Origin of the sequence: Leptospira abararensis (assembly GCF_016918735.1) — a bacterium.
Lineage (GTDB): Bacteria > Spirochaetota > Leptospiria > Leptospirales > Leptospiraceae > Leptospira_A > Leptospira_A abararensis.
On the sequence record NZ_JAFFPR010000031.1, the window covers coordinates 1 to 18,513 of the forward strand.

The 18,513-nt window shown below is 33.5% G+C and carries 21 protein-coding genes; all 21 read right to left on the reverse strand.

Annotated features, from left to right (window positions below; translation table 11 throughout):
* Nucleotides 1–79: 79 nt before the first annotated feature.
* The 21 genes from JWG40_RS10250 to JWG40_RS10350 all read right to left on the reverse strand — a co-directional run bounded on the left by JWG40_RS10250 (nucleotide 80) and on the right by JWG40_RS10350 (nucleotide 18,329).
* Nucleotides 80–664, reverse strand: a complete 585-nt coding sequence (locus JWG40_RS10250) for a TIR domain-containing protein (protein ID WP_205285719.1) — start codon at nucleotides 662–664, stop codon at nucleotides 80–82.
* A gap of 11 nt (nucleotides 665–675) precedes the next feature.
* Nucleotides 676–1,890 (reverse strand): TRAFs-binding domain-containing protein, encoded by a 1,215-nt coding sequence (locus JWG40_RS10255; RefSeq protein WP_205285720.1) that lies wholly within the window; start codon nucleotides 1,888–1,890, stop codon nucleotides 676–678.
* Nucleotides 1,891–1,996: 106 nt separating this feature from the next.
* Nucleotides 1,997–2,395 (reverse strand): type II toxin-antitoxin system death-on-curing family toxin, encoded by a 399-nt coding sequence (locus JWG40_RS10260; protein WP_205285721.1) that lies wholly within the window; start codon nucleotides 2,393–2,395, stop codon nucleotides 1,997–1,999.
* Nucleotides 2,395–2,607 (reverse strand): AbrB/MazE/SpoVT family DNA-binding domain-containing protein, encoded by a 213-nt coding sequence (locus tag JWG40_RS10265; protein WP_015683108.1) that lies wholly within the window; start codon nucleotides 2,605–2,607, stop codon nucleotides 2,395–2,397. Before JWG40_RS10265 ends, JWG40_RS10260 begins: the two co-directional genes overlap by 1 nt.
* Before the next feature lie 455 nt (nucleotides 2,608–3,062).
* Nucleotides 3,063–3,728 carry a hypothetical protein gene (locus tag JWG40_RS10270; protein ID WP_205285722.1) on the reverse strand — a complete coding sequence of 222 codons (666 nt, stop codon included), beginning with the start codon at nucleotides 3,726–3,728 and terminating at the stop codon, nucleotides 3,063–3,065.
* A gap of 241 nt (nucleotides 3,729–3,969) precedes the next feature.
* Nucleotides 3,970–4,902, reverse strand: coding sequence for a DUF5655 domain-containing protein (locus JWG40_RS10275; protein ID WP_205285723.1), 933 nt, complete (start codon nucleotides 4,900–4,902; stop codon nucleotides 3,970–3,972).
* Nucleotides 4,903–5,113: 211 nt separating this feature from the next.
* Nucleotides 5,114–5,476, reverse strand: a complete 363-nt coding sequence (locus tag JWG40_RS10280) for a DUF5615 family PIN-like protein (RefSeq protein WP_205285724.1) — start codon at nucleotides 5,474–5,476, stop codon at nucleotides 5,114–5,116.
* Nucleotides 5,466–5,690 carry a DUF433 domain-containing protein gene (locus tag JWG40_RS10285; protein ID WP_205285725.1) on the reverse strand — a complete coding sequence of 75 codons (225 nt, stop codon included), beginning with the start codon at nucleotides 5,688–5,690 and terminating at the stop codon, nucleotides 5,466–5,468. The genes JWG40_RS10280 and JWG40_RS10285 overlap by 11 nt, the downstream gene beginning before the upstream one ends.
* Nucleotides 5,691–6,004: 314 nt before the next feature.
* Nucleotides 6,005–7,693, reverse strand: a complete 1,689-nt coding sequence (locus tag JWG40_RS10290; protein WP_205285726.1) for a hypothetical protein — start codon at nucleotides 7,691–7,693, stop codon at nucleotides 6,005–6,007.
* Nucleotides 7,694–7,900: 207 nt separating this feature from the next.
* Nucleotides 7,901–8,830: a hypothetical protein gene (locus JWG40_RS10295; RefSeq protein WP_205285727.1), complete on the reverse strand. Its 930-nt coding sequence runs from the start codon at nucleotides 8,828–8,830 to the stop codon at nucleotides 7,901–7,903.
* Between the two features lie 215 nt (nucleotides 8,831–9,045).
* A complete protein-coding gene (locus JWG40_RS10300) occupies nucleotides 9,046–9,918 on the reverse strand; it encodes a DNA adenine methylase (protein WP_205285728.1) in 873 nt (290 codons plus the stop codon).
* On the reverse strand, nucleotides 9,919–11,283 hold the full coding sequence (locus tag JWG40_RS10305) for a hypothetical protein (RefSeq protein WP_205285729.1): 1,365 nt from the start codon (nucleotides 11,281–11,283) through the stop codon (nucleotides 9,919–9,921).
* A 212-nt stretch (nucleotides 11,284–11,495) separates the two neighbouring features.
* The gene (locus tag JWG40_RS10310) at nucleotides 11,496–12,638 is read right to left on the reverse strand and encodes a PIN domain-containing protein (RefSeq protein WP_205285730.1); all 1,143 of its coding nucleotides are present in this window, start codon (nucleotides 12,636–12,638) and stop codon (nucleotides 11,496–11,498) included.
* Between the two features lie 361 nt (nucleotides 12,639–12,999).
* Entirely contained in the window at nucleotides 13,000–13,206 is a 207-nt protein-coding gene (locus JWG40_RS10315; protein WP_002975852.1) for a hypothetical protein, read from the reverse strand.
* 2 nt (nucleotides 13,207–13,208) lie between these two features.
* Nucleotides 13,209–13,505, reverse strand: coding sequence for a BrnT family toxin (locus JWG40_RS10320; RefSeq protein WP_205285731.1), 297 nt, complete (start codon nucleotides 13,503–13,505; stop codon nucleotides 13,209–13,211).
* Nucleotides 13,506–13,778: 273 nt separating this feature from the next.
* A complete protein-coding gene (locus tag JWG40_RS10325; RefSeq protein ID WP_205285732.1) occupies nucleotides 13,779–14,465 on the reverse strand; it encodes a DUF4145 domain-containing protein in 687 nt (228 codons plus the stop codon).
* A gap of 226 nt (nucleotides 14,466–14,691) precedes the next feature.
* A complete protein-coding gene (locus JWG40_RS10330; protein WP_205285733.1) occupies nucleotides 14,692–15,429 on the reverse strand; it encodes an MORN repeat-containing protein in 738 nt (245 codons plus the stop codon).
* Between the two features lie 399 nt (nucleotides 15,430–15,828).
* Nucleotides 15,829–16,350, reverse strand: a complete 522-nt coding sequence (locus tag JWG40_RS10335; protein WP_205285734.1) for a hypothetical protein — start codon at nucleotides 16,348–16,350, stop codon at nucleotides 15,829–15,831.
* Between the two features lie 220 nt (nucleotides 16,351–16,570).
* Nucleotides 16,571–16,987, reverse strand: coding sequence for a type II toxin-antitoxin system VapC family toxin (locus tag JWG40_RS10340; RefSeq protein ID WP_205285735.1), 417 nt, complete (start codon nucleotides 16,985–16,987; stop codon nucleotides 16,571–16,573).
* Entirely contained in the window at nucleotides 16,965–17,225 is a 261-nt protein-coding gene (locus JWG40_RS10345) for a ribbon-helix-helix protein, CopG family (RefSeq protein WP_205268765.1), read from the reverse strand. The genes JWG40_RS10340 and JWG40_RS10345 overlap by 23 nt, the downstream gene beginning before the upstream one ends.
* Nucleotides 17,226–17,549: 324 nt before the next feature.
* The gene (locus JWG40_RS10350) at nucleotides 17,550–18,329 is read right to left on the reverse strand and encodes a hypothetical protein (protein WP_205285736.1); all 780 of its coding nucleotides are present in this window, start codon (nucleotides 18,327–18,329) and stop codon (nucleotides 17,550–17,552) included.
* Between the last annotated feature and the right edge of the window lie 184 nt (nucleotides 18,330–18,513).

The following is an 18,513-nucleotide window of genomic DNA, read 5'->3' on the forward strand; positions in this document are numbered from 1 at the left end:
GAGAATTAACACAGGAAAAAAATCAATAATCTAAATTAAATTAGAGGATTGTGTAAGGCGAATACTGTATCTGTACAGATTAGGGATAAACTTTTACCTTTTTTGAAATTGGGTGAGATCTTTTCTCGAACGCTTTCTCTATATATTTTTCAGGATCCTCTTTGAAATCTTCCCATTTGACTAAGACGCAATATCTGTCATCTTCTGCGTGTGAACATTTTTCATTCGGAATATAATAATTATAAGAAAATTCTTTAATGACTATAGAATCGTTTATTGCTATCAGATTATGTTCTTTATCGCAGAAAGAACAGATATTAGATCCTCGGTAAATTTTTGAATACATATTCGGAAGAACTACCCCGAGTAAGCCATTTCTTGTATTTCCTTTTCCATTATATAAGGAGGCTTGTAATTCTCGTTTTATAAACTTTTGTTCTTCTTTTCCCAGGTTTTCAGCACTTTTTTCGCCGATTAAAAAAATAATTACACTTGAATCAGCCAAATAATCACTTCTTATCTTTTGAAGTATATAGTCCTCATCGTCTGATTTTATCGGTTCATTTAATGATTTATCGATGAAGTCAATATCAAGATTGTCTGTAATTTCCTTTTTATATTTAGAATCTTCAGTTTTGAATGATATAAAACATTTATGGCCCATTATTATTCTCTCTATTTCTTGTTTAAGAATATTTTTAATTTTTCAATTTGATGATTTGTTGAATCAAGTTGCCATTCTCCTTCTACAAATTCCAGAGCATGTTGCTTGTAAATTTCGGATTGAGGTAGGTTTCCTATAGCAAAGTAACCTTCTTGTAGTGTTGCGTAAATCCAGTATTTATCATTTCTATTTTCGAAATTAGTATTCATAAGATCAAGGCAAAGTTTTATTACTTTGAGCCTAATTCTTTCAGCTATGGTATTATCTGTTGTAGTTTCATTTTTGTTTGTGCTTAGATAGGCACGTTGATTATATAAGAAGGCAAGATTTATACCGTTATAATAATCATTCTTTAAATAAAATCCTTTTTCATAGTACATTAAAGATTTGTTAAGCATTTCTATATCATTTGATAAGGTAAATTTCCTTTTCCAAATCGCTCCCATTAGTCCAATTGTTTCTGGGTCTGTTGTAGTCGAGGGATTTAATTTTTCTATTATATCTAAAGCATTATCAAGTGAATCTGCTTCTGTAGGTATTTTTGATTTATAGGTTGATAATGTAAGTTTCTGGATGAGATACGAATTGTTATTATCGATTTCTAGAGCTTTTGCAAATTGCTCTTTCGCTTTTATAAAATCTTTCTTTTCGTTTAACAAAAACAATCCATTGTCAATAATTTCTCTTAACGTTTCTCCCTTTTTCTCATTTTCTACGATTAAAGTTTCCATTAGCTCTGGTGGCTTAAGAGACTGGAGGAAAGTATAAACGGGACTATCAACATTGTTTTTTTCGGAAATTTCTAATATGGTTTGCTTTAATTCGTCTTTAAAACGCAGTACTTCGTCGTAGCCAATGTCTTTTCCTAAATGTTCGTATTGCCTTATAACTGTATGATTTAAGTCGAATGGATATTTAAGATCCTTTTCCGCAATCGCAATAGTTGTATACGGTTTTAATCCATGCCGAACTCCCAATTCATACATTGCATTAGGATTTGATGTCGATAAGTCAGCTATCACGATATCAGCTTCAAAAAGGAGTTTATACATATGTAAATCTATGGTTCCTGAATGTCTAATTTCGTCTGCCCTTATGCACTCGAAACCAGATTCTTCTACAACGGGCTTAATGATATTTTTGTAAGTTTTGTCTAGGTCTAATTCTCGACCTGTTGAATAGTCTGTTTTGATTCCATATCCCATTATTACAAAACAAGTTTTCATTTAAAAATCTCCTTATATAAAGTTCTATAAATTAACTAAATTGGTTCAGGCGAGGCCTCGTGCCGAAGCGCAGCGTTTCCATGCTGTTATACGACGTAGTCTATTGTTAGATATTAAGTTTAGCTAGAGATTCTAATATTTTCTTAATCTCTTCTAACTTGTATTGTCCTTCTGCGACTCCAATTACGAAGTTATATAAGATTTCATTTGGATCAAGTATTTCGTATCCGTTAATATCGAGAAAGACTAATGAAGAAGCCAATGCAACTCGTTTATTCCCATCCAAAAAAGGATGATTTTTGCATAAGTAATATAAATAGGCAGCTGCTTTATCAAATAGAGAAGGGTGTAAACTGATACCATCAAAAGTGGCCATTGGTTGGTTAATGGCCGATTCTAAAAGTCCGTGATCACGAATGTCATTTGCTCCGCCATAGAGTTCGATTTGATTTTTATGTATAAGAATTACATCCTCAATGGAGAGGAATATAGTTTCATCCAGCATTATTGGGCAAGTTTTTTGAGTGTTTTGCCGTGAGCTTTATTAATTTTTTCAAGAGATTTTGTAATACTCTTTTCTATTGGTTTGATAATCAAAGATTTGCCATCAGTAGTAACTTCGAGAGTCGAGTTTTGATCAATTTTTAAAAGTTCAAGAATCGGTTTCTCAATAACTAAAGCGGAGCTGTTCCCGTGTTGTACTAATTTTTTTAACATATTTAGCCTGTAATAACAATGTTGTAACATTGTGTAATCACTTTCAATCAGAAATTTCTGAATTTTTTCCGGAAAGTTAAAGGAAATTGTAACTTGAATATGGGTTGATTACGCAATTATTGTTTTTTTCCCTTCCTATTTCGCAAATTTTAATGTTACAGCTTATTTTTTAGGCTATGTCGTATAACGAACTAGGGGAGACGACGTTCCTCGTAGCTGAGCCTCGCAGAGGCGTTAGCGTCGGCGCGCCTTCTTGCAGAGCAAGAAGCGTGACGGAGAGGAATGTGGCATAGCCCAAGCGAGGCCTTGTGCCGAAGCGAAGCGTTTCCCCGCTGTTATACGAAGGGCGTAATTAATAAGAGCAATGCAATTAATATAGATTTTTTTATTGAGCAATATCATCATACTATTTTTTTTATATGTTACTCAAGTTTTTGTGAACAATTCGGATTTTACTATTCGTAATTTGTATTATCCCAGATTAAAAGTCCGCCAATATTTTCAATATTTAGGTTTTCTCTTTTATTAATTATATTAATCTTTTGTTCAAAAAGAGAAAGTTCTCTCTTTACAATTTCGATTGCTTTTTTTAAAGAAAGAATATCAAATTGAATTATATTCTCTTCTGGTGTTGGTGAAAAACATTCGCCAAACTCATCGACCGTGAAATCAAAAGTAATTATCTTTTCTTTTATCTTTACCTTCGGTTCTGGGTGTCCCGAATAGAAGCCACATTCTTTTTTATTTACTAAATTTTCCCAATACTTTATGTCAGATAAATCGCCACAACATTGAGGGTAATATTTATCCTGTCCGTCAATACGTAGAACATAACCACCAAAGAACGCATTGGCTTGTTCCCTCTCAAATTTGCGTTCTCTTAAATCTTTTGTGTGGTCAATAATGAGTTTAGTTAAATTGATATCCGTAATTTCTGATAAGCGATAGAACGAAGAGCCAGCCAAATATGGGTTGAAACTGTTAACGAAGCCTGCCTGAGTATGGCAATCAGAATGATATTTATCCCACAGCGCAGAATAAGCCCAATAGGGATATTTGTTAGGGACCTCTACTCCCTGGTTGTTGTATCCAATCTCAATTACTGGTATTAACTCTAGCATCGATCTAATCTTTAATTACGTAGGTTTTAAACTATTAAGTAAATTGCATTTTTACGCCTTTCGTATAACGAACTAGGCTAACCGACGTAGGCTGGCCCTGAGTCCCGGAACGGGACGTTTGGGACTGGTCACGACACTTGCGCAGGCAAGGGGAGTGCCAGAAGCCTATGTGTCGCAGACCGAGCGAGGGCTTGACCCGAAGCGAAGCGTTAAGGCGCTGTTATTTGCAGTGGCGGTATTATCAACCAATGTTATTGTAAGCTTCTTTTATTAATTTCTTTGCTTCTTCGAGTTGTTTTTCATTTGAAATATTTAGTTCAAAATCTCCAGTTCCTTGGTGTCCAAGAGAAGTAACATCTCGTCCATTTTCAGGGATAGAAATATTTTTAGGATTGAGCTTAAGATATAAAGTTACTTTATTTTTTTTAATTTCAATACAGACAAAATTTTGAGTAATTTTATATGCTATGTAATATTTTTTAGGACTTTCTTCTATAGACTCATCTATATTGAGAATGAATTCCCGCAATTCTAGAATCCAAGTCTTAAGATTATTATCAATTCCTTCTAAATGTTCATCGAATGTATATTGACCCGTTAGTCTAGTTAACGCAGCTTTTTTTCCTGCTTCAACCATTATCGGATTTTTATTTTGTTCAATAGCTGTTAAGTTTGATAAAACGGTTCTTCTTTTGAATACTTCTTCTAAATAAATATTGCTATTATCGTAAAGTCGATATTGCCAAAGTTCAATATTTGCACCCATCATTTGGACTGCATGAAGATCATATTTTTTATACCCTGGAGCAATACAAATAACCCTGATATCATTCCAATCTATTTCAGTTTCATTTCCCAATGTTTTATTTACTGCGATCTGAAAATCACCTTTGTGATCTCTAATCCAGGAAAGATAATATAAGCTTTGATTAATCAATTCGGAAGATTCAACTTTTTTATATTCGATAATAACAGGGTTATTATCTTCTGATAATGCAAGAGTATCGATTCTTCCTGCATGTTCAGCACCAGTAGAAAATTCAGAAGCTATAAATTTCGAATTAAAAACAATTTCTAGATTTTGTTCGATTATTGACTGAAGTTCCTTTTCCAGAGCAAAATTTATTGATTTAGCTTGCGTCAATTTTTGGTTGTGTATTTCAAATAGTGGCATATTTTCCTTATATAATTTTCCGCCATTGCAAATAACGAACTAGACTAACCGACGTATGCTGGCCCTGAGTCCCGGTTACGGGACGTTAGGGACTGGAACGACGCTTGCGTAAGCAAGAGGAGTGCCAGAAGCCTATGTGGCGCAGCCCAAGCGAGGGCTCGTCCCGAAGCGCAGCGGTTAGTTGCTGTTATACGAAGGGCCAGAAGTTAAGTTATAAGTGAATATCTCTAATTCGAACCTTGCTCTTTGAAAGCACGATAAACTTTCCATATATTTCATCTGAATTTTTTTGAAGAAGAAAGTTTAAGGCTTTAAAGATTTCATTATATTCATTTGGGCTATATCTTAGGAAAATAATTCCATTTGAATATTCTTTATGTGAAAAGACCCATTCTCCAAAATCTTTGTCTAAAGTTAGAATGACTGCTTTTAGTGAGATTGCTAAGTTAATAACTTGAATATCAGAAATACCTTTATGTTCTTCTAGAACAGAGAAAACTGTGGGTCCAGAATTTCTTAAAAATTTTATTAAACGAAAATCGACATTTTCGTCAGCAAGTATTTTAACTTGCAAGCAAGCTTTCTCTGCTAATTACATCGCTAGAATAAGAGATACATGCAAGAATATCTTCTTTCTCGATTGAAGGGTAAGCTTCTAGAATATGTTCAATTGACATTCCATCCCCGAGCCTTTCCAGAATGAAATCAACTGCGATTCTAGTATTTTTAATCACAGGCTTCCCAAGTAAAACTTCCGGTGATGATGTTAATCTAGATTTGTAATCCATAGGCCCATGTTATCATGAATTTGCTTATAAAGTCAAGTTGAGTTGTGCTGGAAAATTGAGCTTTCTAGAATACTTTCCTCTCTTTTTTGCTTAAACTTATTAAATTTCGGTTTTAAATCGGTTTTTCGGGCATTTCGTATAACGAACTAGACTAACTGACGTAGGCTGGCCCTGAGTCCCGAACGGGACGTTAGGGACTGGAACGACACTTGCGAATGCAAGGGGAGTGCCAGAAGCCTATGTGGCGTAGCCCAAGCGAGGGCTCGTCCCGAAGCGAAGCGGTTAGTCGCTGTTAAGCGAAGTCGCCGACAACATTACTTAGAAATTTTGTCTTGGATTCTTTTTGAATTACTTAGAATTTCCATGAAAACTTTCTTGAGCTCATTTCTTTTAATGGGAAGTTTAAGCGCCTTTAGTTTCCTTTCAATAATAATAATAATCGAGTCGAAATTCGGTTCATTTTCAATTATATTCTTTAGGCCTCGCAAGTTAATAGAGCCATTTTTCTTTAGGTTTAATTCTTTAAGCAGAACATTTTCCGATTTTCTAAGATCTTCAATTTTAACTTGCTCGATAGCCTTTGATGCGAGCGAGAAAGGTGAAATTTCCTGAATAAACCTCTTGGTTTCTATTATATGGGAGCGAACTAGTTTTTTCTTCTGATCATAACTTAACATAGTTGAAATTAATAATTTTTGAATTGGTTTTGGAAAATCCTCTGCGTTTACTTGAATTAGCATTTTCTCAGTGCTAAAAGGAATGAGCTGATAATTCATCACTAATTCTTTTTTTGGTAAGGTTTTGACTTTATATTCTTTTTTAATGAAGTCGGCTAAATCGCTGTGTGTTTTCTTTGCTATCGGTTTTAATTTGTTTTGTATATATTTATTTGGATTACTGCTAAATTCTGGTGGTAAATCTCTAGTATCAAAGTAGAAGACAGGTGACTGATTGAGAAATTCTAAAAAATTATTTATAATAGGAGATTTTTTTATAGCCGAAAAGAAAGGTTGAGTGAGAATCTTTTTATTTTTCTTCTCAATATCTTTTCTAGTTTCAAAATCAGTATATTCTTCAGCAGTTATTTTATTTTGTTTTAATAATTTGGGTTTAACTATTTCGTCAATTTTTTTCCACCAAGAGGAGTATTTTTCTTCGTTCTTTATAAGTAATACTGGTCCCTTATGTTTCTTTATTTCATTTATTGGATTGTATTCTGAATTGATATACGTTTTACTTAGTATATGATTAAATAGTTCCTTATCACTTAACGTTGTTTCAGCATCGATTATTTTTTCAAAAATAGATTCACTGGAGTGGATTGATTCATGCAAATATTCCATTACCTTTGTTTCCTTTTGATCAACTGGAATATTTTCTTTAAATGAAATGAATCTCCAAATACTTTCTTTGACTGAATTTGGATTCTTTGTATATTCAAACTTAACTGTATTGACAAAATCATCCCAATGCCAGGAATATTCTGAGTAAAATCTCAATTTTAGGTAAAGAAATTCTACCGGATCTATGTTTTCAGAATACTTGATTTCTTGGAGAAGTCTTTGAGATCCTTGAAAATCGAAGCGAAATTCATCTCTTGTCTCAAAAAGCTGGTTATAATATGAATTTAGAATCCGAATCGATGATGCTTTATATTTTTCATTATTAATATAATTTGATATTTTTTGGTCTGAGGAAATAGAAGATTGGGAAATTAATTCGCAAATTTTTTGTTCTAGGATAGTTCGTAAAATTTTGTCGGTTGCGGCCGTAGTTATGAAATTGCTAACAGCGGAGAGAGACCCTAAGACAGTAAATAATGATCCGAAGAAATTTAATATATCGTTTTTTAATATTTTTCCTATTTCCCATTTAAAGCTTTGCGCGATAATCGAGAGACCGAAGTAAAATCCAATAATAGAAAATAAAACGATATTTATTAATATCCTATAGGTTTTATAAATTTCCAAGATTGAAATTAAAAAGAGTTTTAGTTTAAACATATTTGTAAATTTGTAATATTTGTTTCGGCGATTTCGCTTAACGAACTAGCCTTAACGACGTAGGCTGGCCCTGAGTCCCAACGGGACGTTAGGGACTGGAACGACACTTGCGAAGGCAAGGGGAGTGCCAGAAGCCTATGTGTCGCAGACCGAGCGAGGGCGAAGACCCGAAGCGAAGCGTTAAGGCGCTGTTATACGACGTTTTTTTTAAACATTTAGACCAGTTGTGTTTAAATTTCCTAACGTTGAAGTTATATCTTGCGATTCAGTTTTTTGTTCGTTGTGTATTGAATATAAAAAATTAATTTGTAAATTATATATAGAGATAAATTTATTTTTTGATTTTATTAAACCTATTTTTTGTGAGTATACATTTTGTATTCCATAAGTTTGAATGCCATTTGACCCTTGCTTGGATAATGCTGATAATTCGATTTTCGAAAGATTTTCAAAATTGTAATCTTTGAAGACAGCGACTTTCCTTAAATCTTTATCTGAAATATAGGCCAGTTGATCAATACCGTTAAAGTATTTTAAAAACCAGTCGTGTGTATTTTGGTCATAGAGGCATCTGTTTAATTTATCCTTCGATAGAATTCGGGAATTATTTATTATTGATGCTCCATAAAAATTGTTATCTAACTGAAAAAGGGTATCATGTGTTATTGAAAATCTCAAATATATTTCGCCTATATTGATGCGAAGTTTCCTATATAGATGGTAAGTGTTGTAGTTTGTTAAGGCCTCTTGAAAGTGGATAGCAAATGCTAATGATAATAAGGGATTGTCAAATACGAAAAAGCCTCCATCTCCCGTATCAATGAAATGTATCTTCAATTTTGAATCTATAATATGTTTTTGGAAGAGTAGAGAATCGTATTTTGTGATACTTGCGATTGTTACATTCATCAATATTTTAAAAATTATAGGGATATAATGCTGAAATGGCTCTTCGAACTGTGAATACTGGTAGATATCAATTCCTAGAATAGATTTTTTTTCTGTTTCAATTAAACTGGTAAGGTAATTTAAATCAAATCCATTGTCATCTTCTGAAAAAGATGAATAATTTCGTTTAATGTCATACTTAGCTAATTCTATTTCTATTTCATTTAAAGTAAGTTTTTTAATTTCCATTTCGCTTAGTTTTAATCCTTCTTTTTTTTACGTTTTAATTAATAATGAAAAAATGTCGTATAACGAACTAGCCTTAACGACGTAGGCTGACCCTGAGTCCCGGTAACGGGACGTTAGGGACTGGAACGATACTTGCGTAAGCAAGGGGAGTGCCAGAAGCCTATGTGTCGCAGACCGAGCGAGGCCTTGTGCCGAAGCGAAGCGTTAAGGCGCTGTTATGCGACGGTTTTGTTTTTGAATAGACTTTTAGTTTTTTTAGAGATATATAAAGAATTGCTAAAAATTGCTAATTCATTACCGCTCTTTATTAAATTGGATGCACTATAATTAATAGAGTATTCGATTTGCCGAAAGGGTTTGTATAGTTTTTTAATAGGTTGAACGGAATCATAGGTTACTAGCCATTTGAATTTTTCAATCTGTTTTATTTTCGATGAAACATTCTTATGATCATCTTCTGAGTAATGATTAATGTATAAGTCTTTTCCTTTATTGTAATAAGGTGGGTCAAAGTAAATAAGGGACTTACTAGAATATTTTTTAGGCAAATTCTGTATCAGTTTTAATGCATCCAGATTTTTTAGGTCTATGCGATTTCTGTAAAGTGCTATTTTCTCAATTCTACTAATCAGATCTTTTTTATTAAATCTTGCGTCTATTTTCCAATCACCGTTTTGTTGCCGTCCACCAATCATACCGGCGGAAATTATTCCCGATCTATTACTTCGGTTTAGATAGAAAGTTGAAAACCCTAATGTGAGTAGATCTTCCTTTTTTTTATTTATTTGAATTTGTTTTAGTTTGTCCCAATTTTTTAAATTTACTTTTGTGTCAGTAATTAATTTAATTAAGTCTTCCGTATGATTTAGAACTGAATACCAGAATGCGTATATCGAACGATCGAAATCATTAATTAATATCCTTCCGCTATATTCTTGAAACAATAAGTATAAGGCAACAGATGCGCCACCCGCATAAGGTTCAATGTAATAGCCATCATTTAATAGATTTTCTTCAAATATATTGGCTATATGGCTAGATAATTTGCCTTTGCCACCTGGATATCGTAATGGTGAATAAAAATGCATTTATAGATTTTCCCAAAGTTTTTGAATGAATAATTGTAGATTGTCCCACGCAACATTAATGTCTCGAGGCGAGGGGATAAAATGTCTATTATGAACATATGAATGAAATGTATTTACAGATAAAATACTATTTTGACTACTAGCTGCTATTCGAATTGCCTTCAGTTCATGTTTATTCATAAATTGATTGTCTTCCAGGAATTGCGCAACTTTGTCCGCTTTTTTATGCAGTTCATCATTTTTAGAGATACCTGAAAGTTTTTTGTTTTCTATGAATGCATCCAAACTTAATTCTATGAAAACTCTTAAAAGAACAGCAGAGCTATTGACGAAATCTGCAGTTACTAAATTTCTTAATTCTAGATAAATTTGGTGAATTCGTTTTTCTTTGTTACCTATTGTTATTATACAATCTTTTGGTATCACATTCTTTCTGTCGTATGAGGTTTTCGTTACCTTCTTAAATGCTTTAGAAATTACTGTGCCAGTGCTGGTTGTAGAATTAGATACTAATTCCCACGGTTTAGTTGATATGTTCTTTTTATCTGGTATATGTGTTTTTTTAAAGTGTTCTAATAGATATTTTTCTCTATCCTTTTTTTCATAAATGTCTTTTACTTTAATTTTCTTATCGGCTAAATCTGAGACTATCTTCTGAAGTCCTTTTATAACTTCCTCTTCTTTTAGTTCGGTTTGGATATTTCCGTTAGAAATTTTAATGCCGACTACGTCTTGAACTGATGGATCTCTTAATAAGCGATCTAAGCTCGAAGATGGAACTGACTTTAGCTTTCCTTTTAGTTCTTTTTCAACTAAATTGCTTTTTTTAAGAAAGTCAATAGCTTGGAGAGATATACTCGATTTTCCTTCTATCCGCTCATCAAATCTGGCAACTTGTTGGGCATCCCATCGGACTGTCCCTACGCCCTCGTTTTCACCAGTATGCTTAAGTTTAATCCATTCGATAGCATCTTTTGGATCTTTAAATACTATGCAAGATATTGATAGGATAGGATTTTTTTTGAATAATTCATGAAGTTTTTTCATTTTATTCAGAAAAGATTTTTTTTCGATATTAATGTCCAATGGATTTGACAATAACTTCAACGTTGCTACTCTTCTATTTCCTTCTAAAACATTGTATTTTCCTTTTTCAGTCTCATGAGGGGTGACAATACAAAGGTCGGAAGGATTTAATCCTTTGATTATAATATGGTTTGCAAGAGCTAGAATTTTATCTTCCTGTTCATCTATCATTACCTGCATTGCTTCTCTCTGATTGCCAACTAATTCATATCTAGGATTTTCGATATTTACTGTTAAATTTGTAAGTGCAATGTCTTTTGGTTCGTGTGTTTTATTCATTAAGTTTTCCTTTTATATTTATATGATTTCAAAACTGTCGCATAACGAACTAGTGGAGACGACGTTTCCCGACCCTGAGTCCCGTTAACGGGACGTTAGGGACTGGCACGGAGTTTGCGGATGCAAACGAGTGACAGAAGGGAAATGTGGCGCAGCCCAAGCGAGGCCTCGTGCCGAAGCGCAGCGTTTCCATGCTGTTATACGCTGGCGGTCTAGTAATCTTCATGTTTCGCCCAATCAATTATTCCTTTATCTTGAAAAATGCGTTCAGCTGCCTCTTCTAATAAATCTTCATTCATATCAGGAAATTTTTCAAATAATTCTTCACTAGCATCATATGGTCCACCATTATGGAATTGATATCCGCCTTCTTCGCTATCATATGGTACTCCATCGGCAGGATCTGAGTATACCGAGTAAAACCATTCAATCATGTGGTTTATTTTTCTTTCTTCTGATATTGAATATTTTCTAGAGATTATAGGTTTTATTAAAGGATATATTATTTTTGGTTCAGTAATGAACTTATTAATTGTATTAATTTCATCATCAGATATCGCTGTATTTAGATAATGTTTGCATAGTTCAATAAATTCCTTTGAACTATAAATTAATATATTATTTTCGGTAAGATCTTTAAATTCGTTTATTAGTTCTGGATGTGGTATTTTTTTTGAGATTTTCCACCAATCCTCTTTTTTATCATCAGTGACAAATATTATATCGGATTTTATTTTTTTCGAATATGTAATTACTGATTTCCAAATCAGATAGTCATTATATTTATCTGGTTCGCTTTTTAAATCTGCATAACCTGGGGGTATTTTATTCAAATATCTTTTCTTAGCTTCTTCTCTAAGTAGTTCTGTTTCACTTTCAGACATTTTTTCGCCGATACAACCCTCAAATAAATTTGATATTTTTTCAAGAATTAAGTTTGAGTCGTAGTGCTTCTTTTTAGATTCAGAAAGGTATTCTTTTATTTTTGTTTCAGTATCGTTTAGTAAAGTAGACAGGTCTTCTATTTTTATCGTTGGATGTCTGTTTTGATATAGTTCTGAAAGCTTGGAGACTGTTTTCGATAAGCCAATTTCATCCAATATTTGTTTGTATGAGTCTATTGAATCTTTTATTACTTTATCTCGGTTTTTATTGTATTCATGAGCAACTATAAAAGGTATCCAAATTTTTTTCTCAAAAGCTTTGATAATCTTTTCTAACGAGGAGAAGTATGCATCTGGAAATCTGTACACATTTAGTAAAATATTGGTATCAAATACAAGATGTGCTTTTTTCCAGATTTTCTTGATTTCTTCCTCTGTTTGTTTGTAATATCCAGGAAATTGTTTTTTCATATTTTTTTTAGACCGCTTGCGTATAACGAACTAGTGGAGACGACGTTTCCCGACCCTGAGTCCCGAACGGGACGTTAGGGACTGGCACGGAGTTTGCGGATGCAAACGAGTGACAGAAGGGAAATGTGGCGCAGCCCAAGCGAGGCCTCGTGCCGAAGCGCAGCGTTTCCATGCTGTTAGTCGCAGTAGGTTATTTTATAATTATATTTATTATTTCTACTAAGTTTTTTTATAGTTAAATAATTGTAGAAGAGAGTCGGATTTAAAAAATTTGATCAGCTAATATTGAAAATCAGAGAATCCAGTTTCATCTTGATAAATACTAGATAAATGAAGCGAACTTGAAATTAGAAACTAACAGTTATGCAGAAAGTTCTTTTTGTAGTTCAACTTCCTTTTTTAATACTTTATTTATAATTGAATTTATATCTTTACCTTTCGAAATAGCTATTTTCGAAAAATATTCTTCAATATCGTTATCTAGATAAATTGGTAGGTGGATATCCTTTTTATCTTTAATGTAAAAAATTCCTTTTTTGCCTTTTGAAAAGTCGTAATTTTTTTTCATAACTATTCTTTACCTAGTCTTTGGAGATATTCATTCTCCTCAGTTCTATTCGCCTGTCTTGCAGAAATTATTCTTAATTTTTCCTCTGATTTATTAGATTTGTCTACAAAAACAACAACTACAACGGTAAAATTTTCAACTTTTCCGATGACTAGCCACCTATCTTCATTTACAGAATGTTTTTCATCTTGTATGTATATAGCATCTTTATCTAGAAATACTTCAGAGGCTTGATTGAATGAAATATTATGTTTTCTTAGATTTGAGGCGTTTTTCTTATGATCCCATTCAAATAGCATATATTTATTAAATAGAAGCTTTTTAAGTAGGTAAATTGCAATTTCTTTTCCTTTTTCTTAAATCTATTATTTAGAATTAATTTTTAACCTATTGCGACTAACGAACTAGCCTTAACGACGTAGGCTGGCCCTGAGTCCCGAACGGGACGTTAGGGACTGGAACGACGCTTGCGCAAGCAAGAGGAGTGCCAGAAGCCTATGTGTCGCAGACCGAGCGAGGCCTTGTGCCGAAGCGAAGCGTTAAGTCGCTGTTATGCGCAGTAGTATATTGGCCTATTTACCTTTTGCTTTTGCTGCATCAATAATAGCCTGTAATTGTTCTTTTCTATTAAATCGATTAATATACCACTCTTTAAAAAGAGTTTCCAATAGATTAATTAGTAGTTCTGCTTCATTGGGATCAACATCCACAATGATATTTATATCCTTTTCTAAATGTGCTCCAATATTTCCAATTTTACGAAGTCCATCAATTGCTTCCCATACTAGAGGGTCAATTTTTCCTTGTAGGTCGTTTATTTCGTCAACTAATCGTGATTTTCTGATTCCCCAAAAATCGCGTATCATTCCTTGTAAGCATCGGCGAGAGAGCGTTGCCGAAGCTTTAGGACTTAATACAAGAATTTTTGAAGCCTCCTCATAATCTTGTTTTAAGACATCAGGAATATAATCGGGGAGAGGAATATACTTTGATTCTGGTTTTAATTTCCAAGAAGAAATAGGCTCCCCAATAATTTCATCTTGGAAAGATTGAGTACTATATTGGGCTTTATATAGACGTGCTTCAATTGAAGTTTCACAACAATTTTCATTTGGGCAAACTATAACAATTGAAATCAAGCACTGACTTTTATATTTACTGTTATTGTCGAAATAATGATACTTTGTTGAATATTGTGGATTAGTAATGGTTGTGTATCGTTGACAATACGGGCAAGTCCATGCGAAGGATTCATTCATTTTTTTGTCTCTTTATGATTATTTTTATACTATTGCGCATAACGAACTAGTGGAGACGACGTTTCCCGACCCTGAGTCCCGAACGGGACGTTAGGGACTGGTCACGTAGCTTGCGTATGCAAGCGAGTGCCAGAAGGGGAATGTGGCGCAGCCCAAGCGAGGCCTCGTGCCGAAGCGAAGCGTTTCCACGCTGTTATGCGTAGTGCCTTTTGTTGAGTGGTAGTTTTTAGTCTTTGTAAATAATTTTAATTTGATTTGAACTAAATTCACTATTATCTAATGAATAGTTTCTAATTTGATTATTGCATCTATTCCTATTAGATTTACATGTGATAATACCCGAGACTAATCTGTTTCCTCGAAATTTACCTTCACTTAGATAATCTGGATTATATTGAATTCCTTCCGTAATTTGTTTGTTTACAAAAGTTCCTTTTGTATACCACTCACCGAAATCAGCTGTTTCTGTTCCGGTACCATTAGTGCAGTTTCCAATACAAATATAGCCGTTTGAATTCCAAATTCCAGATATAACAGTACCGTCTGGAAATTTCTTTTTTCCGAAGGCTCCAGTCAAAGGGCTACTGTCTTTCCATTCAGTTTCTATAACTGTACCAGATTTATAAGTATAAGTTCCTTTTCCGGAATACTTAGGAAAATTGAATTTATCCCAATCCCAATAACCTTCATATACATCACCTTCGCTATAACTTCTCTCTGTTCCAGGAATTTGCGGTCCGTATGTAATCTTACCGAATCCATGCGGCAAAAGCGGATCGATTTGTAAATTAAAACCCGGAGGAACTCCTAGTTGCCCTTCGTAAATATCTTTGTGTTGATTGTTTGATACAAATTTACCATTATTATTTGGACACTCATTATCACTAAAACATTTATAAGCCATAGATCTACATGACATAGAGAAATTTATTATCAAGATAAAGAGAAAAAATAGAGACTTCATTTGCTTCCTTTTGTGGACTAACTTACGTTTTTTTTTGTTTGTGTCTAGTAAAAATTATTTCGGCATTACGTATAACGAACTAGACTAACCGACGTAGGCTGGCCCTGAGTCCCGAACGGGACGTTAGGGACTGGAACGACACTTGCGGATGCAAGGGGAGTGCCAGAAGCCTATGTGGCGCAGCCCAAGCGAGGGCTCGTCCCGAAGCGCAGCGGTTAGTTGCTGTTATGCGCTGGATTGCAAGTCTAGTTTTTTAGCATTTAGTCTTAGAAAATTTTATTTTTAAACTAAGAAACTTTAATGTTTCATTTAATCATTGTTATTGCAAATTTTACTATGCTAAATTTTTTGAAGTCACTTTAATTTGAACAAATCAAACAAAATCGATTAGTATTCTAATTATTTCTTATATTCAGTTGTTGTTGAAGTATTTAATTTAATTATTTTCTTTGGAGCTGGTGGATCATCAATATAGAAGCTGATAATTTTGCCTGGAACTCCTTCTGGAAAATTTAAATAGAGATATGCTTTGCTTTTATTGAAATGAACTATTTTAATAGATTGAATTATTTTAACTTCGTCTTCGATTTTTTTTGTGAAACTCCATTGTTTCTTTTTGTAAGATGTGAATTTCCCATAATTGTTAGAAATGGTTTGTTCGACTTTAATAAAGTTTTTTATAAAGTCCTCCTTTCCTTCGAATGGTGGAAAATAATCAATAACTATAGATTTGAAATTATTTTCGGCAACTAGATCAACAATCTTGTTTGAAGTATCTAGGTAAGGCTGAAATTCGGCTAAATCAGATGATAAATTGCTTTCCATGTCTGGATTTTCAATAGTACCGGATGATACTGAATCCTTTAGTTTACATGCACCTAAAGTTACTAGAATACTAATCAAAACTAGAATTTTTTTCATATGTTTTCCTTTTCTTTCTTTTTTAGTAATTTTTTTGCAATCTTGCGCATAACGAACTAGTGGAGACGACGTTTCCCGACCCTGAGTCCCGGACGGGACGTTAGGGACTGGCACGTAGTTTGCGGATGCAAACGAGTGACAGAAGGGAAATGTGGCGCAGCCCAAGCGAGGCCTTGTGCCGAAGCGCAGCGTTTCCACGCTGTTATACGCTGGGTCGCATTTAGACCTTAAAGAGGTTTTGTAAATACTTTCCCTTTAAGTTTTTATAAATAGAAAAATCTGAATCAATGCTTATAATCCGTTCGATTCCTTTTTTTTCTGAAATGCACATTAAAGAAGCATCTGCTAAATCCATTGGTAAATCCGAATATTTTCTCATTCGATTTTTGATATATTTAAGATCTTCTATACCTAAATCGATTATGTGTATACTCCCTCTTTCAATCCATTCTAGAAAATCAGATTGAGCTTCAACGGAGAAAGATAGTAGGTAGACAACTTCAGTAACTACAGGCCATGAGGAGATTAATTCACCTGAATATGATTTTAGAAATTTTAAAGTTGGATTGTGAAATTTATCTTTTGAATTGAATAGGGCAATGATCGGACCAGAATCAATGAGAGCGACGTTTTTCATTTTTCTTTCCAATTGCTTTGTGTAGGTATTCTTTTCTATTTTGAGCTAAATCGATAATATCGGAATTATGTTTACCAAATAAATCTAAGCCAAGTTCAAAGGGAGATTTATTAGTGCCTCGATTTTTAATGTATTCTAGAATAGAATCTTTTACAATTTCTGTACGACTTTTTCCTTCAGATTTGGCAAATGAATCTAATTTTCTTTCTAGTTCTGGTGGTAGACGTAAACTGATCATATTTTATGATGTATCACGTATTTGTATTACGGTCAAGTTGTATTTTTTATTATTTCTGATTATCGAATGAAATTTTGCGACCTTGCGTATAACGAACAAGCTAACCGACGTAGGCTGGCCCTGAGTCCCTGTAGGGGACGTTAGGGACTGGAACGACACTTGCGCAGGCAAGGGGAGTGCCAGAAGCCTATGTGTCGCAGACCGAGCGAGGGCGGAGACCCGAAGCGAAGTGGTTAGCGTCAGTTATGCGCAGCGATTCAGTTTTTATATAGTTTATATTTGGTAAATATATGATTAAGGCTCTAATCGTTAACTAAATTTTATTTAGCCAATAAGTACAGGAAAAAAGCGGCATCCTTTGATTTTATTCTTTATTATGACTTGATACAAATATTTTGAAATCATAGGTAATCTGTATGTGTAATCATTGAAACCAAATAGTTCTTCGGTTTCAAAATAATGAAAATCAATATTCTTTGAGTAACCTTGAAAAGGAATATGATAATCAAAAATATATCTTTTATTTTTACCAATTATCTCGTATTCATAATTACTTTTTAATTTTTCTGAAGCAATGCCCTGTGGTTTAAGCTGAACTATCTGTTCAATTAATTGTTTTCTTGTTCCATTGTAAACTTGTCGAAATTCTATTCCTAGTGGTTTTAAATATTTCTCATAAGTAATTTTATCAGCAAAAACTTCAGAAAAAAGCCAGTGAATACCAAAAAGACCTTTTATCGATTTTGAAATCTGGCCTGCAGAAATATCTTCTTTCTGTATAAGCAAATAAGTTTCGTCTTTAGTCCTGAATTGAGAATCATAGAAAATTTCTAAGTATTTACTTTCAGGCTTCGGATAGCCTTGCTGTTGTGAAAGTTCAATATGGAAAAAATTAGCGGTATTTATTTCTTCATTTGAGTATTCTGCAACATTGTCTGGAGTCGCAGAAATTTTTGCTAATTCTGTAGATTTTATTAAAAAATTTGAATCATCATCAAATAAAATATAAGAGTTTATTCCTACATTTATATCAACACCTATATTTTCTAAATATTCCTTCTGCTCTAAAGTGGCATTCATAAAAAAGCGGTACCCTTTTCTCATTTTCAGATAACTCCTGATTTTTTTTAAGATAGTGAAATTTGTAATTTTTCTAGTATTATTTTTGAATATATTACTCTTGGATACTCTATGAATTAAACATTGAGTCGGGTATGACTTCAAGACATGGGTAACGGTTATGCTGCAGGAGAAGGGTAACGCTTTTTGGAAACCTTTCTTGGTTTAT